At 65.9% G+C, this 21,907-nt stretch carries 20 protein-coding genes and 1 pseudogene; 13 read left to right on the top strand and 8 right to left on the bottom strand.

From position 1 onward, the window contains the following. Nucleotides 1–962 (bottom strand): transcriptional regulator FtrA (gene ftrA, locus VN461_14360; GenBank protein ID HXB55965.1); only part of this gene is annotated, 962 nt, incomplete at its 3' end. 110 nt (nucleotides 963–1,072) lie between these two features. Between ftrA and VN461_14355 the strand changes: the two genes are divergently transcribed. Beyond that, a complete protein-coding gene (locus VN461_14355; GenBank protein HXB55964.1) occupies nucleotides 1,073–1,516 on the top strand; it encodes a rhodanese-like domain-containing protein in 444 nt (147 codons plus the stop codon). A 203-nt stretch (nucleotides 1,517–1,719) separates the two neighbouring features. After that, nucleotides 1,720–1,863, top strand: a complete 144-nt coding sequence (locus tag VN461_14350) for a hypothetical protein (GenBank protein HXB55963.1) — start codon at nucleotides 1,720–1,722, stop codon at nucleotides 1,861–1,863. A gap of 40 nt (nucleotides 1,864–1,903) precedes the next feature. On the opposite strand, the gene VN461_14345 is transcribed toward VN461_14350, so the two are convergent. Then, a complete protein-coding gene (locus VN461_14345) occupies nucleotides 1,904–2,734 on the bottom strand; it encodes an ATP-dependent metallopeptidase FtsH/Yme1/Tma family protein (protein ID HXB55962.1) in 831 nt (276 codons plus the stop codon). A 265-nt stretch (nucleotides 2,735–2,999) separates the two neighbouring features. On the opposite strand from VN461_14345, the gene VN461_14340 reads away from it, so the two are divergent. From VN461_14340 to VN461_14330, 3 genes are all read left to right on the top strand, one after another. Beyond that, the gene (locus VN461_14340; GenBank protein ID HXB55961.1) at nucleotides 3,000–3,299 is read left to right on the top strand and encodes a hypothetical protein; all 300 of its coding nucleotides are present in this window, start codon (nucleotides 3,000–3,002) and stop codon (nucleotides 3,297–3,299) included. A 78-nt stretch (nucleotides 3,300–3,377) separates the two neighbouring features. Continuing rightward, complete coding sequence (locus tag VN461_14335; GenBank protein HXB55960.1) at nucleotides 3,378–4,325, top strand: pirin family protein; 948 nt, start codon at nucleotides 3,378–3,380, stop codon at nucleotides 4,323–4,325. 162 nt (nucleotides 4,326–4,487) lie between these two features. Further along, nucleotides 4,488–4,967, top strand: a complete 480-nt coding sequence (locus VN461_14330) for a hypothetical protein (GenBank protein ID HXB55959.1) — start codon at nucleotides 4,488–4,490, stop codon at nucleotides 4,965–4,967. A gap of 217 nt (nucleotides 4,968–5,184) precedes the next feature. Here VN461_14330 and VN461_14325 read toward each other — a convergent pair whose 3' ends face one another. Beyond that, entirely contained in the window at nucleotides 5,185–5,526 is a 342-nt protein-coding gene (locus VN461_14325; protein ID HXB55958.1) for a PilZ domain-containing protein, read from the bottom strand. Between the two features lie 260 nt (nucleotides 5,527–5,786). On the opposite strand from VN461_14325, the gene VN461_14320 reads away from it, so the two are divergent. Both VN461_14320 and VN461_14315 read left to right on the top strand, forming a co-directional pair. Next, nucleotides 5,787–6,287: a hypothetical protein gene (locus VN461_14320; protein HXB55957.1), complete on the top strand. Its 501-nt coding sequence runs from the start codon at nucleotides 5,787–5,789 to the stop codon at nucleotides 6,285–6,287. Between the two features lie 40 nt (nucleotides 6,288–6,327). Beyond that, a complete protein-coding gene (locus tag VN461_14315; protein HXB55956.1) occupies nucleotides 6,328–7,065 on the top strand; it encodes a pirin family protein in 738 nt (245 codons plus the stop codon). 552 nt (nucleotides 7,066–7,617) lie between these two features. On the opposite strand, the gene VN461_14310 is transcribed toward VN461_14315, so the two are convergent. Further along, the gene (locus VN461_14310; protein ID HXB55955.1) at nucleotides 7,618–9,789 is read right to left on the bottom strand and encodes a DUF5916 domain-containing protein; all 2,172 of its coding nucleotides are present in this window, start codon (nucleotides 9,787–9,789) and stop codon (nucleotides 7,618–7,620) included. Between the two features lie 101 nt (nucleotides 9,790–9,890). Here VN461_14310 and VN461_14305 point away from each other — a divergent pair, with 101 nt between their 5' ends. From VN461_14305 to VN461_14295, 3 genes are all read left to right on the top strand, one after another. After that, the gene (locus tag VN461_14305; GenBank protein ID HXB55954.1) at nucleotides 9,891–10,574 is read left to right on the top strand and encodes an FHA domain-containing protein; all 684 of its coding nucleotides are present in this window, start codon (nucleotides 9,891–9,893) and stop codon (nucleotides 10,572–10,574) included. After that, entirely contained in the window at nucleotides 10,571–12,610 is a 2,040-nt protein-coding gene (locus VN461_14300) for a protein kinase (protein ID HXB55953.1), read from the top strand. Before VN461_14305 ends, VN461_14300 begins: the two co-directional genes overlap by 4 nt. 173 nt (nucleotides 12,611–12,783) lie before the next feature. Beyond that, nucleotides 12,784–13,164, top strand: coding sequence for a hypothetical protein (locus tag VN461_14295; protein ID HXB55952.1), 381 nt, complete (start codon nucleotides 12,784–12,786; stop codon nucleotides 13,162–13,164). A 46-nt stretch (nucleotides 13,165–13,210) separates the two neighbouring features. On the opposite strand, the gene VN461_14290 is transcribed toward VN461_14295, so the two are convergent. After that, nucleotides 13,211–13,777 (bottom strand): hypothetical protein, encoded by a 567-nt coding sequence (locus tag VN461_14290; protein HXB55951.1) that lies wholly within the window; start codon nucleotides 13,775–13,777, stop codon nucleotides 13,211–13,213. Between the two features lie 64 nt (nucleotides 13,778–13,841). Between VN461_14290 and VN461_14285 the strand changes: the two genes are divergently transcribed. Next, entirely contained in the window at nucleotides 13,842–16,235 is a 2,394-nt protein-coding gene (locus VN461_14285) for a glycoside hydrolase family 31 protein (protein ID HXB55950.1), read from the top strand. An 87-nt stretch (nucleotides 16,236–16,322) separates the two neighbouring features. Here the strand turns inward: VN461_14285 and VN461_14280 are convergent, their stop codons facing one another. Further along, complete coding sequence (locus VN461_14280) at nucleotides 16,323–17,285, bottom strand: NADPH:quinone reductase (GenBank protein HXB55949.1); 963 nt, start codon at nucleotides 17,283–17,285, stop codon at nucleotides 16,323–16,325. Nucleotides 17,286–17,493: 208 nt separating this feature from the next. On the opposite strand from VN461_14280, the gene VN461_14275 reads away from it, so the two are divergent. Next, complete coding sequence (locus VN461_14275; GenBank protein HXB55948.1) at nucleotides 17,494–19,677, top strand: glycoside hydrolase family 3 C-terminal domain-containing protein; 2,184 nt, start codon at nucleotides 17,494–17,496, stop codon at nucleotides 19,675–19,677. A 306-nt stretch (nucleotides 19,678–19,983) separates the two neighbouring features. Continuing rightward, nucleotides 19,984–21,045 carry a hypothetical protein gene (locus VN461_14270; protein ID HXB55947.1) on the top strand — a complete coding sequence of 354 codons (1,062 nt, stop codon included), beginning with the start codon at nucleotides 19,984–19,986 and terminating at the stop codon, nucleotides 21,043–21,045. A 170-nt stretch (nucleotides 21,046–21,215) separates the two neighbouring features. Here the strand turns inward: VN461_14270 and VN461_14265 are convergent. Both VN461_14265 and VN461_14260 read right to left on the bottom strand, forming a co-directional pair. Then, a pseudogene (locus VN461_14265) lies at nucleotides 21,216–21,452 on the bottom strand (zinc ribbon domain-containing protein). A 28-nt stretch (nucleotides 21,453–21,480) separates the two neighbouring features. Continuing rightward, a partial coding sequence (locus VN461_14260) for a hypothetical protein (protein ID HXB55946.1) occupies nucleotides 21,481–21,907 on the bottom strand: 427 nt, incomplete at its 5' end.

Raw genomic sequence — 21,907 nt, 5'->3', positions numbered from 1 at the left:
TTGACCATCGTGAAACCGCGGCGGTAGGCGGTGGGTGTCGTTCGGAAGCGGCGCCGGAAGTGATGCCGCAGTGCGGCGGCGGTCTCCAGGCCCACCGCCTGAGCTATCTCGTCCATCGACTCCGTGGTGGTCTCGAGGCGCCGCTGCGCGCTCAGGAGACGCTGGTAGATGAGCCACTGGTGGGGTGTCGTGCCCGTTTGGCGGAGGAAGGACCGGGCGAAGGTCCGCGGCGACATGGCTGCCCGCTCTGCGAGATCCTTGACCGTCAATGGCTGGTGAGAGTGCGCCTGCACCCAGTCCAGCAAGCGAGCAAGACCGCTCGCCGCTTCGCCGCGAATCGGATCGGGAACGTACTGTGACTGGCCGCCGTCCCGGTGGGGTGGAACGACCAGGCGTCGCGCGACCCGGTTGGCGACCGCCGCCCCGTAGTCGCGGCGGACGATGTGGAGGCAGAGGTCGATGCCCGCGGCGCTCCCGGCCGAGGTCAATACGTTTCCGTCTTCGACGTACAGGACGTCCGGCTCGACTCGCACCCTGGGGAAGCGGGAGGCGAGGCGCTCGGCGTAGCGCCAATGGGTGGTCACGCGCTTCCCGTCCAACAGTCCGGCGGCGGCAAGCACGAACGCCCCCGAGCAAATCGAGACGAAGCGTGTGCCCCGTCGGTGGGCCCGCCGCAGGGCCTGGAGCAGCGCCTCCGGGGGGGCCTCGTCGGCGTCCCGCCAACCCGGGATCACGATAGTCCCCGCTCGCGCCAGAGCTCCCAGACCAGCGGGGGCTCGCAGGGTGACTCCGCCGGCCGCGCGCAGGGGACCCCTCTCCAGCGAGCAGACCCGGAACCGATACCAATCCACGTCGAGCTCGGGCCGGGGCAGGCCGAAGATCTCGACCACGATCCCGAACTCGAAAGTGCACAGCCCCTCGTAGGCGAGGGCCACCACGCGGCGTCGGTCCGGGGCAAGCATCCGAACCTAGCATAGCATGGCAGGATTTCGACGTATATTGTCGCTCCTGCCACTCGACGAGTCGGCCGTCGGCGGCTAGATTATGGGAATGTAGGGAATGGAGGACATTGATGCCAGCGATCACGGTTGCCCCATCATTGGTGAGGGAGGTTCCCGCCGCCCCGCCCGCGGAGGCGGTCGCCCATTTCGGAAGCCTTCTCAGCCTGGAAACCGATTGTTGGGACGTGCACGCGGACCTGAGCGCCGGCCAGGCCGCTTTCGTGCTCCTCGATGTGCGCGCCCCGGAGATGTTCGCGGCGGGTCACATCGCGGGGGCCGTCAACCTGCCCCATCGAAGGATCGTGGAGCGTAACCTGGCCTCGTACCCCGCCGACGCGCTCTTCGTAGTCTACTGTACCGGCCCCCACTGCAACGGAGCGGACCGGGCGGCGCTGCGCTTGGCTCGGCTGGGGCGGGCGGTGAAGAAGATGCTTGGCGGAGTGGAGGGTTGGAAAGACGAGGGCTTCACGCTGACGCCCGCCGAGGCGCCCTCGGGCCGAGCTCGAGACGAGTGAGAGGGTGAGGTCGCATGACGGCGAGGCTGCTCCTTACCCAGTCGAGGCTCCGCTACGTCGCGGTGACGCAAGGTCGCCGGATCGTTGAGATGGTCCAGGGCCCGCAACATCCGTCGTACAACCCCCCTGGTGCGACCGCATCGAAGAACTCGTCGTGAATCCGAACCGTCCTGGAGTTCACTCGGCGTCGGGGGCAGGTCGATATGCAGGGCGTGCGCCACGTGCTCATCCGCTATCGAACACAGTTCCAGCTCATCCTGCCGCATGGCGACGGACACGCGTCCGTCGTCGTGGAGCTGGCCGACGATCTCCCCGCTATCGCCCGGGGGGTCGCTCTAAAGGTCTAGGTCTGCCCGGAGTCTGAATTGATGGGATGGGTGAGGCACGTCAGCGGGGCACGATCCCGAAGGAGTAGTCAGCCAGGTCATTGATGTCGCCGTCGCGTGTGAACCCGCTGAGGATGAGGGTGTACTCGCCTGGCGCTAGGACTCTGGCGGGGATTTCGACCATCAAGGCCACGCCGGGCATGCTCAGACCATCCCGGCCCCACACCTGATGGCCCTCGGGCGTGCGGATCAATGCTCGAACCGCTCGATGGGACTGGGGCGACGCCCCTCTAACGACATCCACCTGTAGTCTCACGACATCCACGGCCGCCGGGACGACGAGGCGGGTTGACTCGCCTTCGGCGCTGCCACGCGGCGTCAAGATCAGGGAGACCACGGTCTGGGTTCCAATCCGTTGGGCCTCGGCTAGCAACTCCTCGAGCTCCGCCAGCTGGGCCAAGAGGCGGGCGAAGTCGTCGGCCGACCTGTTCGTCCGCACCCCTTGCATCCGCCGCATGAGGAAGATCCAGAACCCGAGACTGAGGATAAAGGGGGCCCAGGAGAACAGTATGTTGGGCCAAATTGGGGTTTTGTCGGGCCGGTAGTTGACCGCAACCTTCTTGGCGAGCAGGGTGTCGACGAGCTTGTCGTACCCGATGGGAGCGAAGGTCTTGAGGGGCTGCCAGCTGGTGCTGTGGCCTTTGATCTCGTTGCCCGTTATGGTCACGTCCGCCACGTGGCCGGACTCCACCTGGACCATGAAATCGCTGAACTTGATTGGCGTCTCTGTCTGGATCTGTTCGAAGTGCCAGGCCAGGAAGCCAACGACCAGCAACGTCATCCACAGCGTAACGGTTCGGAAGGTCGCGCCACAAAGCTGATCCTTACGCATCGATTCCCGAGGACGCTCGCCGCGAGGTGGTCAAGACTGTCGCCTTACCGGTACAAGGGGAGTCTACTCTTCTCGCGCCGCCCTGCGTAGCCGTATGACCCCGGGCTAGAGCGACGCCGACGCGCGCACATGGGCCTCGTGGAGGATCAGGGAAGGGCACGAGGGGTAGAATGACGCGATTCGCTGAAGAGCAGAAGAACGCTGAGAGCGTGTTCACAGCTCAGACCCGTTTGGGCCGGCCCGTCCAGAGTCCACGGAGGTAACCATGCCACCAGATCCGGGCACTCTCAGAGGTCATGCGCCCGGCGCGGATAGCGTCCTGAGCCGACTCTTGGGAGGACTGTCTGTCTTCACCATGCTCATGACGGTGCCTCAGGTCCTGACCATATGGATTGGCCATCAAGCGGCCGGGGTCTCAACCCTATCGTGGAGCGCATACTTGCTCTCTGCGGTCTTGTGGCTGTGGTACGGACTCCAGAAGCGCGACAGGAACATCTACCTGCCCTGCGTAGGCTGGATCATGCTGGATGGCGCCGTTATCGCGGGCGCCGTCCTCTATGGATAGATGGCGCTCTGAGGTGAAGGGGGTTGGGCCGGCGTCGGATTGTTTCAAGCCGTGGATGGATCGATACGGGAGCTTCCATTGAGCAACCTCGCGCCGTCGACCACGGCCGAGTCCTATGTGTGCGACCCGTCCCCGGGGGCAACGATCGAAGCCCTGCCCGGCAACCTTGTTGACCTCGGCGGAATCGCGATCCGTCGTCTGTTGCCGCGCAGCAAGCGCCGCCTCGTCGGGGCCTGGTGTTTTTTCGACTCCTTCGGACCGCTGCGCTTCGAACAAGGGAAGGCGATGGACGTCGCGCCCCATCCACACATCGGCATCCAGACCGTTACGTGGCTGCTCGCGGGCGAGGTGCTCCACAAAGACAGTCTCGGGTCCGAGGGACTCGCTCGCCCGGGTGTCCTTAACTTGATGACCGCGGGCCGAGGAATCGCCCACGCCGAGGAGACCCCTCCACAGAACAGCGGTCATCTGCGGGGCGCGCAGCTTTGGGTGGCGCTCCCGGAGTCCAGCCGCAATGCGGCGCCGGCCTTCGAGCAAGAGGCGGCGCTCCCCGTCCTTTCCTTGGCCGGTGGCCAAGCAACGCTGATCCTCGGCGAGCTCGGCGGCCTGAGGTCGCCCGCGCGGGTCTTTTCGCCCATCGTCGGGGCGGAGCTAGCCGTGGCCATCGACCAACAGCTCGTCGTCCCGCTCGACCGCGAGTTCGAGCATGCGATCGTGCCGCTCGAGGGCGAATGCCAGTTGGAGGGGCAGCCTCTGGCGATCGACACGCTCTACTATCTGGGGACCGCTCGCCGGGAGCTCCGGCTCGAGACTGGGGCGGTGGCGCCCCGCGCCCTCCTCCTGGGCGGCGCTCCCTTCGGCGAGACCGTGCTCATGTGGTGGAACTTCGTGGCGCGCACGACAGAGGAAATCATCGCGGCACGGACTGAATGGACAACGGGCCATCGCTTCGGAGAGGTTCGTGCGTACGCCGGAGAGCGTTTGGCCGCGCCACCGTTTCTGGCCCGCCCCGTGCCGCGCCCTTGATCGCTCACCCACGCATTTTCTCGGACGTCGGTCGGCTCCCGGACACGCCCTGTACCATGGCTTGCCGGGTGTACGATGGAGGGACGAACGGGAGACGATCATCGTGACGAATCGACGGAGGACCGGCAGGCTCGTGGCTGCGGGCGGTGCGTTGCTCATGGGTTGCGGGGGCAGCGCGTCATCGCCCACTCCGCCGCCGAGGTGACCGGGACGTGGTCCGGGCCCTTCTTCTTCACGGCCATATATGTGGGCTCCAACCCTGTGGCGCAAAGCGGCTGCGTGGGTTCGTTGCGGCTAGATACACAGGGGGCGGGGCTGAGCGGGTACTACCAAGTGAACCCGCCTTGCACAGGTGAGGGCGTCGTCACCGGCACGGTGGCCGCCGGCGAGAGGATCAACATCTCCCTCCCCGGGAACGGAGCGACCAACGAGGACCTGAAAGGCTACCTCTACGCTTGCGCGCAGGTGGCCGATACTGGCGGCTGGGTGGGGAGCATGAGCACGGTCAGTGTGATTGATCTCACCCGCACCCTCGGGCTCAACTGTCCGACGAGTGGGCGGGTAACAACCATGGTCGAGGAATTCCACGGGACGCGGGTATGGCTTCCGCTCTGCGGCCCAAAAGTGCCGATCGACTCGTAGGGAAGAACGTGCAATTTATCCTGAGCTCAACTTAACCGAGGGTGGCCCCGCTGCGACGCTGGGCTAATCGGGGCCTGGGCGTACATACGCGGGTCCTGGTTTCGCTCTGGGATCGTTGTGGGGGGGCCGACGGCAACGCCGGTCGCGTTGCCTGCGGGTTTCGGCTCAATCATCAGACCGCGCATCAGGCGGTGCTGACGGACGCCTCGCAGAGGCCTCAACTCAGGGAGGCGATGAGCGCCGCGAGTGCCCCGCGTTCGATTCCCGAGTGCGTCCATTCGAGCTCGCACTCGGGCACCGCCCCCGACGACCGGACCGAGAGTACACGGGCGACCGTTCCCAACGTGGGCGAGTCCCGGCTCACCGCGATGCGTACGGACACGTCGTCGCCCGCGGCAACCAAAGCTGGCCCCGTCAGCTGGATGGAAGCCCCGTCTTCCGAAAGCACCCCCACCAGACCCCGAGTGATCGAGCCGTCACCGCGCTCGATCCAGACCCTAATCGGCTCTTCAGGTTCCGTCCCACCGTAACCACCCAGCCCCGTCTCTAGAGCGAACATTTTGGCTCCTGCCCCAGCTGGTGTTACCCAGCTCGTGACAATGGAGTGCATCAGCCGTGCCGCCACGGGCGATCAAGGCACAATGCTCTATGGATCAACGATTTCCCATTTACCAGCCGTGTCGTTCGCAGCCACCAACCCCAGCAGAACGTCACCTTTCGGAACACTGATTTATCGAGAGGTGCCACTGCTCGAGCGGGCGTAGAATCGCTCCACACTAACGGTCGCACGTCGGACTGTTCATAAAGGAAGGGGTGGCCATGACGACCCTGACTCCGTTCCATCTAACGCCGCTGGGCCTCTTCCATACCCTGGTCAGCCTGGCCTGCGTCGTCTCGGCGTTCATGGCGCTCGCGCGTTACAAAGAGATCTCCCCGAAAACCCGACTCGGGCAGGTCTATCTCGGCACTCTGGTGATCACGACCCTGACCGGCTTCCCCATCTTCCGTCACGGAAAGGCGGGCCCTCCCCATGTTCTGGGCGTCATCACGCTCGTCGTGCTGACGATCGCCGCCTTCGCGGAAACGACACGCCTGTTCGGGGGCGCGTCGACGTACGTCAAGACGATCTCCTATTCCATGACTGTTTTCTTCCTCATGATTCCGACGGTGACGGAGACGCTCACCCGCGTGCCAGTCGGCGCCCCCATCGTGGCGTCTCCAGAATCGCCTGTCTTCGGGCCTCTGTACGCGGCGTTGCTGGTCATATTCCTGATCGGCGCCGGTCTTCAGGTACGCACGTTAAGGCGCCGTGGCAGGTAGAGCGAAAGCCCGATCACGTCGTTTAGACAAGGAGCACTCGATGGGCAGCAGCGCGAAGCAGACGGCCCGAGCAAGCGCGACGACGCGTGTGCGCAGGGCAGGGGAGCGGGGCCATACGGACTGGGGCTGGCTCGATAGTCGGCACACTTTCGCGTTCGGCGATTACCATGACCCTCTGAACATGGGCTTTCGAACGCTTCGCGTCCTCAACGACGACCGCGTGACCGCCGGTTCAGGGTTCGGGACACACGGGCACAGTGATATGGAGATCCTGTCCTACGTGCTCGAGGGAGCGCTCGAGCACAAGGACAGCATGGGCACCGGATCCGTGATCCGGCCCGGCGAGATCCAATTGATGCGGGCGGGCACCGGCGTCACCCACAGCGAATACAACGCCTCGAGAACCGAACCTCTGCATTTCCTACAGATCTGGATCCTGCCGGATCGACGAGGTCTGGCTCCCGAATACGACCAGAAGCCGGTCGATCACGAGGCAGCCCGGCGTGGCTTCGCGCTGCTTGCCTCCAAGGACGGCCGCCAGGGTAGCCTTCGTATCAGCCAGGACGTCGACCTGTGGCTTGCCTTGCTCGAGGAAGGCGAGCGCCGCGAGCTGAAGCTGAACCCTGGTCGCCACGCGTGGGTCCAGCTGGCCCGCGGATCGGTCGCGCTCGACGCGCACGAACTCGGTGAAGGCGATGGAGCGGCGCTCAGTGGCGCGGAAGCGGTCCGTCTTACCGGCAAAGGGCCCGCGGAGGTTCTCGTCTTCGATCTCGCCTGAGCCCGCGTATCCGAGGCCCCCTCGGTCTTCAAGCCCCCGCCGCGTGTCGGCGCTTGGACCACACTCGCCCTCACGGAGCTAGAGGGCCTATACAGGTCCGGGCCGATCGAAAGGGACCCTGCGGGGACGCGCGACCACTCTCCCAAGACCGCGTTGGGTGCACCCGGGCGGAAGGGAGGAAACCAAGCTGCGTAACGGAAGTCCTTCGAAGAGGGGGCTCCCGGCCTTCGCGTCTCGAGCGCAGAAGGCCCGCCTCCGCCATGGTGTAACCGTCTGCTCGAGCGGCTCAGAGGCGCAGGGCGGGTCAACGAATCAGAGTTACGTGAAGCCGTCTCCGCTCCACTCGTTGTGGAAGGGACTTGCCAAGACCAGCGAGTGATCACGTCGCCCAAGGAGCGTTGAACGGAATGGCATCGCATCGTGGAGCAGCGTCTCTGGTTAGCCCCAGTCTTGGACGACCCGATAGAGAATGAAGCGACTGACGTGAGTGGGAAGGGTCGCTGGGGTGGACATGTACCTCTACTGGTCGACGCCTTCATAGCTCGCCCCCCTTCAGAGCCTCAAGAGATAGTTCAACTTGACGGCAAATCCTCGGTCCACAAGCAAGGACGGCGCCGCTTCGGTTCCTCGCTCTTCGTTGAAGACGACAAACAGGTCGCTCCCGGGATGGTGGATGAAGTCAGCCCTGAAGTTCGCCACGAAGCGCCGGGTCAGGCTGTTGTATTGAAGGTAAGTCGCGGCGGTCAGGCGAGTGGTGGGTGTCCAGCCGAGGCGTAACGCCGTGACGCTCGCGATGAACGAGCCGCCGGGCATGCTCGCTTGGCTGCGGGCCTCGGAAAGACTGATCGACCAGTGGGTGTCCGCGCGCAGCTGCAAAGCGACGGAGACAGTCGACAGCCGGCCGCCCCAGTTGTCGAAGAGCGAGACTTGGGCAGACGCCGTGACGCTGCGCTTGGGGCTCGAACTCGCGGAGATCTCGGTGTCGCGGAGAACGTAGTAGCCAGGCGCGATCGGCACGCGGTCCGCTAGGGCGAAGCCGCCGTCGAGCACCGAGATGCCGCGGACATGGGTGACGCTGAGGCTTTCGCCGGAGTCCCAGGTGAGCGCAAACCCCGAATACCAGTTGGTGTCCTGCTTCTCGCCGTTCACGCGCGTCAGGTATTGCCCTCCGACGAACGGCGTGAAGCTCCTCAAGCCAAGGACGTGGGGCAAGAACGTGTACTGAGCCTTGCCGTCGGTCCGCCGGATGTCGGTTCGAGTTACGAACCCCATGCCCGTCGTGGCCCCCGGCCCGATCTTGAGAAACTCGCCGCTCAGGTAGACCGGGAAGCCCTGGTATTGAGCGGAGACTCTGTAGGCTGAATCTGGGAATGCCCCGCTCTTCGACGTGCGCGCGGCGAAGCCCTCTAGTTGCAGTACCGGTGTCGCCCAGATCGACGCGTCCACACCGAGGTCGGTCTCCGCATTCCCCGAGGCGTGCCGGTCTGTGACCATCACGCCGACGTAGCTTCGGTCCCCGAGGTCGCGCTTGTATCGCAGAGCGCCGAAGTTGGTGCGGGGCCCTCCGGAAGCAGAGTCGGTCACGACATCCACGAATCCAACGGTTTGACGTCCCGTTCTTCCCGAGACACGCACGCCTCCGAGGACTGGCACCTCGTCAGTGCCGGCGATTCCGATGCGGCGGGAGAAGAACATGAGAAAGGGGGGCGTCTCGTAGGAACCTCGGGTCCCAAAATCGAAGAAACCCGCGTTCTCGAGGAAGAACTCGCGCTTTTCGGGGCGATAGAGCTCGAAGCGCGTGAGGTTGACGACCTGGTCGTCGGCTTCCACCTGCGCGAAATCGGGCTTCACGGCCGCGTCCGCCACCAGGCCCGGCTGGATCTCCCATTTAGCGTCGGCGCCGAGGCGCCACTGTCCCTCGGAGGGCTGTGCCTGGCCGTCGGGCGAGGGTGGTTGCGTCACCCCCGCCAGCCCATAGGGCTTCACCTCGATGTTGAAGGTCGAGCGCGGCAGGCCACGGAGGCCCTCCAAGCGCCCAGCTTGGCTCACGCGATGAAGGCCGCCCTGTGCCCGGGACCAGCCGGCCCAGAGCGTGTCCTCGTTCTTTCGCCGAATCAGGCGCTCCACATTGAAACCCCAGGCGCGCCCGGAGGCGTCCTTGGGATAGCGGAGCGTCCGGAATGGGATCGCGAACTCGGCCGACCAGCCATCGCGCGTCCGCCTCGCCGCAACCCGCCAGATGCCGCGCCAATCGACGTTGAGCACAGGGCTCTCGTCCGTGACCAGGGCATCGAACTCAGCGCCGTTCGGGTTGGTCGCGAAGAGAAACGCGTTGCGATGGTCCTGGAACGGATCGAGGATGAGGGCGATGGTGTCGTCGCCGGCAAATTGGAACGAGTTGTCGCCGGCCTGCTGCATCAGGGTGTCGCGCTGCAGGATGCGAGAGATGACCCGCGCGGGCTCTCGGTCCAGCGCGAGCACGCCCACGTAGAGCGTGTCGTAGTCGTAGAGCACGCGGATGATCGTGTCCTCGGTCGCCGGAGCACCCTCGTCGGGCTCGCGTTGGCGGAGGCCCGAAGCCGGCGCGGCCGAGGCCCACGCGGCCTCGTCGAGCAGGCCGTCGATCTCGATGTGCTCCGTGACGCGGAACGCCTGCACGCTTACACCGCCGGAGCCTGAGGCAGGGGTGTCCTGGAGCGCCAGGGCCAGAATGAGCGGAATCACGCCGTTGCCACCTCCCTGCTCGCTCCCAAGATGGGGTGCTAGCCCGCCGAAGTGTTCAGGGAGAGTTGAAGAAAGTGTGATTCCTGCTACCGTTGCCCGCGATGGGGCTGCATTTCGCCGGCTTCCTCTTCGACCGGCAAGCGCGCGAGCTCCGGCGTGGCCGCGAAGCGGTGCCCTTGTCACCCAAGGCGTTCCAGCTCCTGGCCCTGCTCCTGGATAACCGACCCAACCCATTGTCCCAGCAGCGGCTTCGGGACGCCCTTTGGCCCGAGGCCCACGTGGGCTACACGAGCCTGGCCCAGCTCGTCGCCGAGTTGCGGAGGAGCCTGGGGGACCCCGCCCGGACACCCCGATTCGTGCGGACCGTGTCCCGTTTCGGCTATGCCTTCACCGGCGACGTCGTGGAGGAGGAGCGGAAGCGCTTTGAGCCGGCTTCGATCCGCGGGACGCTTCTGGCGGAAAAGCGTGAGTATCCCGTGCCCGGAGGCGAGACGCTGGTCGGCCGGGGCGAGGAGTGCGGGCTGCGGCTTCCGTCGACCGGGGTTTCTCGGATCCATGCCCGGATCCGCGCCGATGAGAACGGGGTCTGGGTCAGCGACGAGGGCAGCAAGAACGGAACCTGGGTGAACGGGGATAGACGGGAAGGTCCGACGCGGCTAAGCGACGGCGACGAGGTCATCTTCGGGACGTTTCGCACCGTCTTTCGGCCGGTGACGCCCACTGGATCCACGCGCACGGGAATTCCCACCGCGGCCTCGGGGACGCGACACTCACCGGCCCGATGACCACGCGGCTCGTGGCCCACTACCGCATCCTGGCCCCCCTGGGGGGCGGCGGCATGGGCGTCGTTTACGAAGCCGAGGACTCGCGGCTGGGCCGTCGCGTGGCCCTCAAGTTCCTGCCCCCCGAGGTCGCGCGCACGCCGGACGCGCTCGCGCGGTTCCAACGGGAGGCGCGCGCCGCATCGGCGTTGAACCACCCCAATATCTGCAGTGTCTTCGACGTCGGCGAGGAGGACGGCCAGCCGTTCATCGTCATGGAGCGGCTCGAGGGGCAGACCCTGAAGCACGCCATCGGGGGTAAGGCGCTGCCCGTAGAGATGGTGCTCGAGCTCGGAGCCCAGATGGCGGATGCGCTCGAGGCCGCCCACGCAAAGGGAATCGTCCATCGGGATATCAAGCCCAGCAACGTCTTCGTGACCCAGCGCGGCGACGTTAAGCTGCTCGACTTCGGCCTGGCCAAGCTCTCGGCCGAGGACTCCGGGGGGCTCGACGTAAATGAAGTCACGCGCACCGGGAAGCCCGATGTGGGCACCCGCCCCGGCGTCGCGTTGGGTACGGCGTCGTACATGTCGCCGGAGCAGGCGCGGGGCGAGGAGATCGACCGGCGCAGCGACCTCTTCTCCCTGGGTGCCGTGCTGTATGAGATGGCGACCGGCGCGCCGCCCTTTCCGGGCCCGAGCGCCGCCGAGATCTTCGAAGGCATCCTTGGGAAAGAGCCGCCCCCGCTCGACATCGTGCGGCCGGAGGCGGCCCTCCTGTGGCCCATCGTCGATAAGGCGCTGGCCAAGGACCGGACGCTCAGATACCAGACCGCGGCCGACCTCCGCGTCGACCTGACGCGCGCCCAACGCGCGCTAGGCCTCACCGGCCTGTCCAGCGGCGGAACGGAAGCACTAGCTCGCAGAGGAGGGCCACACCCTTGGCGTGCCCGCGGCCTGTGGGTCGCAGGGGTTGCCGTCGTGGCCGTGGCCAGCTGTCTCGCCGCCATTTGGTCGGCCCGGAGTTTGCGGCAGGCCCCGGATCAACTTCGGTTCACCCAGCTCACCCACCGCCGCGGCATCGTCACTGGCGCTCGATTCTCATCTGACGGCAGCACAGTGATCTACAGCGCGCTCTGGGACGGCCGCGCCCCCGAGATCTTCGTGAGACGGCTGGAGAGCTCGGCATCGACCTCGCTCGGCCTGCCCCCCGCTACGTTACTAAGCGTTTCTGCGAAAGGGGACCTCGCGATTCTCTTGGCTCCCGCGGGTGAGCGAGGCACCCTCTGGTTGGGGACGCTCGCGCGAGTTCCGCTCGCGGGCGGGCCGGTGAGGCCCCTGCTCGACGACGTCCTGGACGCGGACTGGTCTCCGGGTGGTCATGACCTGGCCGTGGTCCGCTGGAGGGAGGGCCAGTTCCAGCTTGAATACCCGATCGGCACGGTGATCCTTCGGCCTTGCCCCGCGGCCCGGCTCCGAGTGTCGCCTCAAGGAGACCGGCTCGCGCTTCTCGACAGCGCCCGCCTCATCCTGGTTGATCGAGCGGGGCACGCTGTTGAACTCCACATCCCTCCCGCCCACCAGGGGCTTGCCTGGGCTCCCGACGGCCGTTCGCTGCTGGTCGACGCGGGTGACACGGACGTGAAGCGAACGGTACGGCGTGTGGCCCTCGAGGGCAGCGAGCGGGTAGTGTGCGCCCTGGCCGGCACGCTGGTCGTTCACGACGTGTCGCGTGATGGGAGAGTCCTCATCCACCACGGCCTCGAGCACTGGGGCGTGCGGGCGCGCGCGCCGGCGAGGCGGCCGAGCACGATGCCTCCGTTTTTGCGGACGCGGGGGTCGTGGGCCTCTCCGGAGACGGCAACCAGATCCTGCTTTGGGACGGGAGTGAGGCGCTCCCGGGCTCGGCGCTGCTCCTACCGACTCGGGGAGGGCAGGCGCTACGGCTCGGGGACGGCCGCGCGCACGGGCTATCCGAAGATGGCAGGTGGGTTGCCCTCGAGAGTCTCGACAACGGGAAATGGCGGTTGCTCCTCGTCCCCACGGGCCCCGGGGAGTTAGTTCCTCTGGCCGGCGGGCGTTTCGAGCCCGTGTCCGGCGTCTGGATGGTCGAGAGCGGCAGAATCGGTTTCAATGGAGCGGAGCCGGGGCGGCCGCCTCGCTCGTTGGTGGTGGAAGCATCGAGTGCTGCAGTCCGCCCCATCACCCCGGAGGGAACGATTGCGATCCCGGGTATGCTGCCGACGGTGAGCATCTTGGGGAGGGCGCCAGATGGTAGCCTGGCGACGTATTCGTTGGCCGGCGAACGCACGCAGACCCTTCGGTGGAAGCTATCGCCGCTGCCGCTCCCTTACGTGGAGCCGGTGCGCACCAGCGGCGATGGCCGCTTCGTTTACGTGCGGACGGGAAGCGTGCCCGCGCGGATCAGCCGGATCGAGATCGAGACGGGCCGTGCCGCTCCCTGGAACACTCTCGGGCCGAGCGACCCGACGGGGACCGGTCACATCTGGTCGATCTACATCACTCCAAATGGGCGAGGGTACGCGTACACGCATGGCTTCTTCCTGCAGGACCTGTTCCTCATCAGCGGCCTGCAGCTGTCGACCAACCCCTAAGGCCTGAGCGAACGGTAAGGGTTTATGGCGTCGGGGGCCGAACCGATTAGCGATCGTGCCAAGCCCGTAGCCAGCGGAGGAGGTGCCGGGCAGCTTCGGGAGTGAACTGGATCTGCCCCTGCCGAATGATCGCCTCATCAGATGCGGCCGATGTCGTGAGCAGCCAGGCCTTGAAGGCGGCGAATGCCGCCTGAAATGGCTGGCCGGAGTAGGCAATGTCCCTGGTGACCATTCGCGTGATTTTGCCGTCGTGGATTGAGTACACCACGGTCTGGACGCACTCACCAGAGCGGAGAAGGTCATAGAGGTCGTTTGCTTCTACGAGGCGGACCGTTACGTCAGAGGTACCCACCTCCGTGAGAGTCCACGACCACTTCGTATGCATGCCCCGCTCGAAACCCCGCATGGCACGCATTCGCTCGCGATCGATCGCGTGCGGTTCGGAGCTCGTGCCCGGCGTTTCGGTGACGGCATCGTCGGCCCAAAACTGGCTCATGCCGCGATGGTCGAAGACCCTAAGGGCGGAGAGGTAGGACTCCACGGTGCTGGCGGGACTAAGAATCGCGGGAGCGGCTGCGAGACGCAAGCTCGTGAGCAAGATCAAGAATCGCATGGACGATATCCTACCCTTTAAGAATGAGCTAAGGATCTGTCATCGAATGAGGGGGAGGCGCCGAATGACCGGAATCGGCCAGGGTCTCGTATCGCGTTCCATATGCTCTGCCCTGTCGCTCATCGCGGGAGTAGCGTGGGCGTGCGTGGTGGGCGCGGAGCCGGCGCGATTCGTCCTGGAGCGAGATGGCAGCGTTATCGTTCTCGAGCCCTACGCCCCGAACATCGTCAGGGTCAGCTTGAGCCTGGATCGGGCCGAGGCTCTGGCACCGCCAGGCTATGGCTTCGTCGCCGCCCCATCGGCTGAGGGCTGGGCACATGAGCGGAGCGAGGAGGGCGACGTCTATCGCTCCCCGCGGCTGGCGATCGTTGTCGCGGCCCACCGTCCCCACACGCCCGTGGCGACGCAGATCGATATCGCCCGGTTCTTCAGCGGCTCCGCTCCCCCCGCCGCCATCACGATCGGCACTCCCCAGGGCAAGCGTTTAGCGAAGATGCTGGGCTGGTCGATGTCCGTGCCCAATCACAAGGACGGCAACGCTGGGATCTTGAACGACAGGCGATCTGGAGATGCTCCCTTCTATGGGGTGGGGGCGGTGTTCGCTTCCCCCGATGACGAGCACTACTACGGCTTTGGGCAGCAACAGGAAGGGTTTCTGGACCACCGCGGGCACACGGTCCCGTGCTGGCACGACTACAACGCAACCGGGGGTCCTACGATCTGCGTACCTTTCGTGGTCACCAACTACGGCTACGGAATGATCTGGGACAACCCCTCGAAGACGACCATCGAACCGGGTTTTAACGAGCAGACGCGCTGGACGTCGGAGGTCGGCAATCGAGTCTCCTTTTTCGTGATCGCGGGCGGCACGAGCGATGAGATCTACTCCGGCTACCGCCTGCTCACAGGGGTGACGCCCATGCTGCCGAGGGCGGCCTACGGCTACATCCAATGCAAGCAGCGCTACTCCAGCCAAGACGAGGTGCTGGCCGTGGCCAAGGGCTATCGCGAGCGGCACCTCCCTGTGGACGTCCTCGTGGTCGATTGGTTCTACTTCACCAAGATGGGCCAGATGGACTTCGACCCCGGCAAGTGGCCCGATCCGCCGGCGATGAATCGCCAGCTCCACGAGCTCGGCTTCGAGACCATGATCAGCGTCTGGCCGCGGTTCACGAAGGACTCGCGCTTCTACGATCTGCTGGCCAAGAAGGGCTGGTTCCTGCACCTCGCCGACGGCACGCCGACGGACGGCCTCCCCTACGACCGGGCCGGCTCTGACATCGACACCACCGACCCTGAGGCGGCCCGGTGGTACTGGGACACCATCCGCGACAACATCCTCAGCAAGGGATTCGACTCGCTCTGGGCCGACGAGACCGAGCCGGACCTGCCCCCCAACGGCAGCTTCTTCCACATCGGCCCCGGCACGCGCTATTTCAACGTCTATCCCCTCTTCCATACGGCGGCCCTCTACGACGGGTTCCGCCGCGACAGCGGCCACCGCGCGCTCATCCTCTCGCGCGACGCCTATCTCGGCGCCCAGCGCAACGGCACGATGTTCTGGTCTTCGGACATCCATCCCACCTGGGACACTCTGAAGCGGCAGATTCCCACCGGGCTCGGCTTCGCCGCCTCGGGCATGGCCTATTGGTCGAACGACATCGGTGGCTGGCAGTACTTGCCCGCCCAGCACCGACCCGCGCGCAAGCCGCTTCTGGACCCATCGGATGCGCGCGACAACGTCGGAGGTTATGACGATTACCCCGAGCTCTACACCCGTTGGTTCCAGTACGCGGCGTTTCTCCCGATCTTCCGCGCCCACGGCAGCCGTTTGTACAACGAGGTTTGGTCTTACGGGAGGGAAGCGGAGCCCATCCTCGTGAAGTACCTCAAGCTCCGCTATCAATTGCAGCCCTACATCTACTCATTGGGTTACAAGACGTACCAGACGGGGGCTCCGTACATGCGGGCGCTTTTCATGGACTTTCCCGAAGACGCGAAAGCCGCCGGTATCACCGACGAGTACATGTTTGGCCCGGCGTTCCTCGTGGCGCCGGTAACCGAGCAGGGCGCGACCCGCCGCTCGGTTTACCTGCCTCAGGGCGCGAATTGGTACAACTACTGGACGAGGGAAAGAGTTCGCGGAGGACAGACGATCGAGGTTCCGGCGCCCGTCGACACGCTGCCGCTCTTCGTCCGCGCAGGATCGATCGTACCTCTGGGCGAGCCCGTCGAGAGCACCCACCAGACCCAAAAGCTCACGAAGGTGCGGGTCTATTCCGGCGCGGACGGCGACTTCACGCTGTATCGGGATGATGGACAGACCTACGCCTACGAGAGGGGCGACAGCAGCATCACCCACCTGCACTGGGACGACGCCGCTCGCAGGCTCAGTCACCAGGGCGCACCGGCGTGGACCGACTCCGACGCGGCTCTTCTCGAGGTCGTGGGCCCCTAGGCGGCCGTCGCTTGGATGTCTTTCTATCGAGCGAGGGATCAGGGGCGGCCTGCCCTTGACCGCACCTGAATCGTACCCAGCGGCTACTTACGGAACGAGAACAACCTTGCCGTACGCGCCTGGTTGGACTATCTCCTTGTGAGCGCGGGCGGCCTCGGCGAGTGGCAGCTCCTTCCCGACCACGGGCCGGAGGGTGTTGTTCTCCAGCCCGGCGATCAAGCCGGCGTGAATCTCCTTCTCTTCGGGTTCGGTGACTCCCCACAGCGTAAAGGCGTGAATCGAGCCACGACGGGTCATGAGGTCGCGCGGCGTGATGCTGACGTCACCCCGGCTGCCAATGACCACCACACGGCCCTGAGGAGCGAGCAGCTTCAGGTCGTGTCCCAAGTTCACATTGGCAAGCATTTCCAGGATGAGGTCGACGCCCAGGCCGCCCGTCGCCTTAAGAATCTGATCTCGGTAGGTCGGGTTGGTGTGATCGAAAGCATGCTGGGCGCCTTCGCGCTTGCACAGTGTTAGTCCTTTCTCGGTCCCGGCTGTACCGAGGACGGTCATGCCCAGGGCCCGTCCGATCTGGACGGCAGCGACCCCTACCCCGCCGCTGGCGCCGTGAACCAGGAGTGTTTCTCCGGCGCGTGCCCTGGCGACCTGACGCAACGCATGAAATGCCGTGCCATACGGCACCCAAATGCCCGCGCCCTGGGCGTAGTTGATGTTCGAGGGAAGGGAATGAACCTGGCTTTCCAAGGTCAGCGCATACTCGGCGTAGGCACCGGTTAACGTCTTCGCGGTGTAAACGCGGTCACCCGGTTTTACCCGGCTCACGTTGTCGCCCACCGCCTCGATGTCGCCAGCCCCATCGGAGCCCGGCGTGTAGGGCAATGGTGGCTTGACGGCGTATGTTCCGCTGCGCATCAGCGTGTCGTACGGGTTTACGCCAGCCGCGCGAATACGGACGAGCACTTGTCCCCCCGCGGGGCGGGGTGTGGGCACGTCTTCGAGCTTGAGTACCTCAGGCCCGCCGAACTCGTGGACGACGACAGCTTTCATGGTCTAACCTCGCTTGGGTTCGTTTCTTCCACTCCTTCTCCCCTGGAAACAGGCCACCGCCGATCGTGTGTTCGAGTTGGTGCTCGTCGTGGAGAAGGCGCGGGCGCGTGCTGCCCTCTGGGTCCGGCACCGGCAGGCCCTCATCGAGCCTCCATTGCGGAAAGGTCAAGCCTACAATATTCTCCGCCGGTTCCCCAGGAGGAGGACCATGCTTCACAGAGTTGCCCTATTTGTCGTTTGCGTGGGTGGGTTGGCCGGGCCGGTGGCTGCGGGGGAGCAGGCGTCGTATCTGGACCCCGATCGACCGATCGAGGTCCGGATCAAGGACCTTGTCGCCCGGATGACGCTCGAGGAGAAGATCGGGCAGCTTAGCAGCAGCGCCCCCGCCATTCCCCGCCTGAGCGTACCGGCCTACGACTGGTGGAACGAGAGCCTGCATGGTGTGGCCCGGGGTGGACGCGCCACTGTGTTCCCGCAAGCCATCGGCCTTGCCGCCACCTTCGACGCCGAGCTCATGGGTCGGGTGGCGGAAGCGATCGCGGACGAGGCTCGGGCCAAGCACCATGCTGCGGTACGGGCCGGGTACCGGGACCGCTACCGCGGCCTGACCTTTTGGACGCCGAACATCAACATCTTCCGCGATCCCCGCTGGGGGCGCGGCCAGGAGACCTATGGCGAGGACCCATTCCTGACTGCCGCTCTGGGCGTGGCCTTCGTCAAGGGCCTTCAGGGGCCGGATCCCGACCGGATCAAGGCCGCTGCGTGCGCGAAGCACTTCGCCGTGCACAGCGGCCCGGAGGGTGAGCGGCACTCCTTCAACGCCGTGGCTGGCCCGAAGGACATGAACGAGACGTACTTGCCGGCCTTCAAGGCCCTCGTGGACGCGGGAGTGGAAGCGGTGATGTGCGCGTACAACCGTACGAACGGCGAGCCCTGCTGTGGTAGCAAGGCCCTTCTCGTCGACACCCTGAGGGGCCGCTGGGGCTTCAAGGGCCACGTCGTCTCGGACTGCGGAGCCATCCCCGACTTCGACAAGAACCACAAAGTGACCAAGGACGCGGCGGAATCGGCTGCGCTCGCATTGGGCCAGGGGACCGATCTGGCCTGTACAGACTACAGCCCCCTGATGGAAGCGGTGAAGAGAGGCCTGGTGACCGAGGAGCAGGTCGACAAGGCCCTTGGTCATTTGCTGCGCACGAAGTTCCGGCTCGGGTTCTTCGACCCCGAGGACCGCCAGGCGTTTGCACATGTGCCGGAGAGCGCCATCGCCTCCTCCGAGCATCGTCGACTGGCCCGCGAGGCCGCGGTGAAGTCCCTAGTGCTGCTCAAGAACAGGGACGCCGCCCTTCCCTTGCGGAAGGATCTTCGCAAGCTATTCGTCACCGGCCCCTATGCGGCCGATGCGGCGGTGCTGCTCGGGAACTACTACGGCCTGAATGAGGACATGTCGACGGTGCTCCAGGGGATCGTGGGCAAGGTCTCGTCCGCCACCTCGGTGGAGTTCCGCGCCGGCTGCCTGCCCGACCGGCCCAACGCGGACCCGTTCTCACCTGGCTCCTACCGCTACGCCCAGGAAGCCGATGTAACCATCGCGGTGATGGGCCTCTCGAACCTGATCGAGGGTGAAGAGGGCGCGGCTATCGCCTCGCCAACGAAGGGCGACCGTCTTGATCTGCGGCTGCCCCCCAATCAGGTGGAGTTCCTGCGTGCCCTGAGGGTAGCGGCAAAGAAGCTCGTCGTGGTGATGATGGGTGGCAGCCCGATCGCGAGCCCCGAAGTCGATGACATGGCGGACGCGCTCCTATTCGTCTGGTACCCCGGGCAAGAGGGTGGCCGCGCGGTAGCCGACGTGCTGTTCGGGGACGCGGCTCCCTCGGGCCGTTTGCCGATCACGTTCCCGAGATCGGTGGACCAGCTCCCGCCCTTCGAAGACTACTCGATGGTCGGGCGGACCTACCGCTACATGACGGCAAAGCCACTCTACCCGTTCGGCTTCGGCTTGACTTACACCCGCTTCGGTTACGGTCCCCTCGAGCTCTCGAAGCCCCGGGCGAGGCGGGGCGAGAAGGTCTCCGCCCGCGTGCGGGTGACGAATGCGGGCGCTATGGCGGCCGATGAAGTGGTGCAGCTCTACGTGACCCCCCTCTCGGCTTCTGGCCGCGTGCCCCTGGCGGCTCTCAAGGCCGTCAAGCGCGTTAGCCTGGCCCCGGGTGCCGCCACGAGTGTCGAGTTTTCGATCGAGCCCTCGTTGCTCACAGTGGTGGATGAGGCCGGGAACGAGACCGGCGGCGTCGGCGAGTTCCGTCTCACGGTAGGGGGGGCATCGCCAGGGGCTCTGGCCGTCGCACTGGGGGCGCCGGATCCGGCCCGGGCCGTCCTGACCATCGAATAACTCTCAAACGAGGCTAGGGGAACGGATGAATTCGTCGTCGGGGAGAGCCTGCTTTTCCGCCGGCGTCGTTCCATTCCGGGGGAGCGCGCCGCGTCGGGACCACGCCACGTAACGCATTGATGGCTGGTGGTTTGCGTCACACCAACGACAACTCTCGGGACCGAGTGGGGTAGAGAATTCAGAGGAAGGGGACCGTCCTCCCTGACTTGCACGAACCCCGGCGCGGTTTTACTTTGGAACCAGGGGTGGACTTGCGTGCTTTATCCCTCCGCGTGGCGACCGCTCGCGGCGACCCTCGCCGCACTCATGCCGGCGGTTCTGTGTGCCGCTGAACCGCTCTTCATCGAGCACACGCCCGTCCACTGCATTGTCGCCAAGGGCTACCCGCGGTTCGAGGCCTGCTTTCAGCCCGCGGTTGAGGTAGGCCGCGCACGCGTCTATTTCCGCGGCCGGGGCGCCAGCTGGTATTACGTGGAGATGTCGCCGGAGAGCGAGTGCTACTCGGCGATTCTCCCCAAGCCCACGAGCCAGCTCCAAAAGTTCGACTACTACGTCGAGGTGATTGACAAGTCTTTCAACGCGGTCCAGTCCCCGATCTATGACCCGGCCGTCGTGCCGACCGACGACGGCTGCGCCCCGTTCCTGAAAAAGGCGGCTGTCAGGGTTGGCGGCGCCGCAGTCGTCCCGAGCGGCTTCGCGGCGGCGGGGATCCTCGGGGCCGGAACCTCGGCCGCCCTGACTACGGCTGCCGTCGTCGGCGGAGCCGTGGCGGTAGGGAGCGCGGTGGCCGTCGGGGGAGGGGGAGGCACCGATACGACGCGCCCTCCCGCTACCAACCCTCCACAGACTACCGTGGCGGGGCCGGCGCCCACGACGCGTCCGGGGGCGACCACGACGACCACCCTAATGCCGCCGCCGACAAGCGTGACTCTTCCCCCGATCACGATCACGCTGCCGCCCACGATCACCATTCCGACTACGATCACACTGCCGCCCACCAGCATCACCCTCCCGCAAACGACACTGCTGGGATTGCGCGCGTCGGAGCCGCGCAGCCTGCTCTGGCAAAGCGAGCTCCTTCTCCGGGGTGGCCGTGGACAGTTGATCGCCAATGGCAGCGCCCTCGTCTATCTCGAAGCCGGACGCGGGGGGGGGACCCTCGCGGGGGCCGCGGGCGAGAACAGGATTGAGATGCAAATCGTCGATGGCGCGGGCGTTCCCGGCCTCTGGCGGGTCACAATCGGCCCCACTGGCAGCTTCGTCCGGATCGTTGCCGGCGATGGGCAAGTCATGGGCAGCAGCATCGTTTTCCGCCTCAAGGGCGTAGCCGGAGAGAGGGTCGTGTTGGGCGTCCGCGTGGCTCCATAGCCATCGATCAGTACCGGCCGTGCCTCGCGCCAAACGACCTCGTGGCAGCGGCCCCCGCCTGCCGCCGCGGCCCAGTGGCGCTCGACGACTCGCAGAGGGTTGCCATCGGGATCCCGCAGCTCGGAACCGGATAGCGTCGGTCTTCGCCTCCTCTGAGTCTCGGTCCGGGTTTAGCATTTGGCCCGGGCCTCGCACTCCTGCGATTCGCGCTTCTTAGAGCGCCCCGACGCAAGCGGCACGCGCCGCCGCGGCAGGGGGGTTTCGCCCTCCACGCGCATGACTTCCCGCGGACCTCGCGGTAGTTCCGAAATCCTCAGCCCCTCTTGCCGCATGTTGATGGCCGCGTTCACGTCGCGGTCATGCTCAATCCCGCACTCGGGGCACGTCCACTGCCGCCTGTGGTACGGCGATGGGCCACCGAGCGACTGGCCGGGGCTAAACGTCGCTCTTACTCTTGTGTCCCGCGCCGCCGGGCGAGGCTGGAGGAGCCGCCGAGGCCGCGGGCGGACTCGCGCTGCCAGATGCGGAGGAAGCCGTGCCGGGGCCGCTAAGGAAGCGCATGGCCGTCGCCGCTAGGCCGTCGATGGCGGAGCCGCCGTTGCCGCTGCCCGTGACCAGTATGTCGGGCACGAACTTGGCGTGCCCCTCGGAGAGCGATCCGATCACGTTGACGAGCGCCGTCGCGGTGGATCCGAGCGCGGACACCTGGGCTTGATAGCCCTTCGCGCGCGCGAGGCCGACTGCCTCGACCTCGGCGCCTCTCGCCGTGCCGGTCAGCCTTATGTACTCGGCCTCGCCGCTTCCTTCCTTGGCCCGGGCGTTGGCGTTGTTGGTCTTGATTTCAACGCCGACCTTGGATTTC

It is taken from the genome of Vicinamibacteria bacterium, assembly GCA_035570235.1.
In the GTDB taxonomy this organism is placed as follows: Bacteria; Acidobacteriota; Vicinamibacteria; order Fen-336; family Fen-336; genus DATMML01.
Note: the sequence above shows the minus strand (reverse complement) of the source record. Positions and strands in the feature narration are given on the sequence as shown.

What these genes read in the sequence shown, in the direction of transcription:
- VN461_14355 (HXB55964.1), top strand. Translation starts at nt 1,073, where the DNA reads ATGCCAGCGATCACGGTTGCCCCATCATTGGTGAGGGAGGTTCCCGCC.
- VN461_14350 (HXB55963.1), top strand. Translation starts at nt 1,720, where the DNA reads ATGCAGGGCGTGCGCCACGTGCTCATCCGCTATCGAACACAGTTCCAG.
- VN461_14345 (HXB55962.1), bottom strand. Translation starts at nt 2,734, where the DNA reads ATGCGTAAGGATCAGCTTTGTGGCGCGACCTTCCGAACCGTTACGCTG.
- VN461_14340 (HXB55961.1), top strand. Translation starts at nt 3,000, where the DNA reads ATGCCACCAGATCCGGGCACTCTCAGAGGTCATGCGCCCGGCGCGGAT.
- VN461_14325 (HXB55958.1), bottom strand. Translation starts at nt 5,526, where the DNA reads ATGTTCGCTCTAGAGACGGGGCTGGGTGGTTACGGTGGGACGGAACCT.
- VN461_14320 (HXB55957.1), top strand. Translation starts at nt 5,787, where the DNA reads ATGACGACCCTGACTCCGTTCCATCTAACGCCGCTGGGCCTCTTCCAT.
- VN461_14315 (HXB55956.1), top strand. Translation starts at nt 6,328, where the DNA reads ATGGGCAGCAGCGCGAAGCAGACGGCCCGAGCAAGCGCGACGACGCGT.
- VN461_14305 (HXB55954.1), top strand. Translation starts at nt 9,891, where the DNA reads ATGGGGCTGCATTTCGCCGGCTTCCTCTTCGACCGGCAAGCGCGCGAG.
- VN461_14300 (HXB55953.1), top strand. Translation starts at nt 10,571, where the DNA reads ATGACCACGCGGCTCGTGGCCCACTACCGCATCCTGGCCCCCCTGGGG.
- VN461_14295 (HXB55952.1), top strand. Translation starts at nt 12,784, where the DNA reads ATGCTGCCGACGGTGAGCATCTTGGGGAGGGCGCCAGATGGTAGCCTG.
- VN461_14290 (HXB55951.1), bottom strand. Translation starts at nt 13,777, where the DNA reads ATGCGATTCTTGATCTTGCTCACGAGCTTGCGTCTCGCAGCCGCTCCC.
- VN461_14285 (HXB55950.1), top strand. Translation starts at nt 13,842, where the DNA reads ATGACCGGAATCGGCCAGGGTCTCGTATCGCGTTCCATATGCTCTGCC.
- VN461_14280 (HXB55949.1), bottom strand. Translation starts at nt 17,285, where the DNA reads ATGAAAGCTGTCGTCGTCCACGAGTTCGGCGGGCCTGAGGTACTCAAG.
- VN461_14275 (HXB55948.1), top strand. Translation starts at nt 17,494, where the DNA reads ATGCTTCACAGAGTTGCCCTATTTGTCGTTTGCGTGGGTGGGTTGGCC.
- VN461_14270 (HXB55947.1), top strand. Translation starts at nt 19,984, where the DNA reads ATGCCGGCGGTTCTGTGTGCCGCTGAACCGCTCTTCATCGAGCACACG.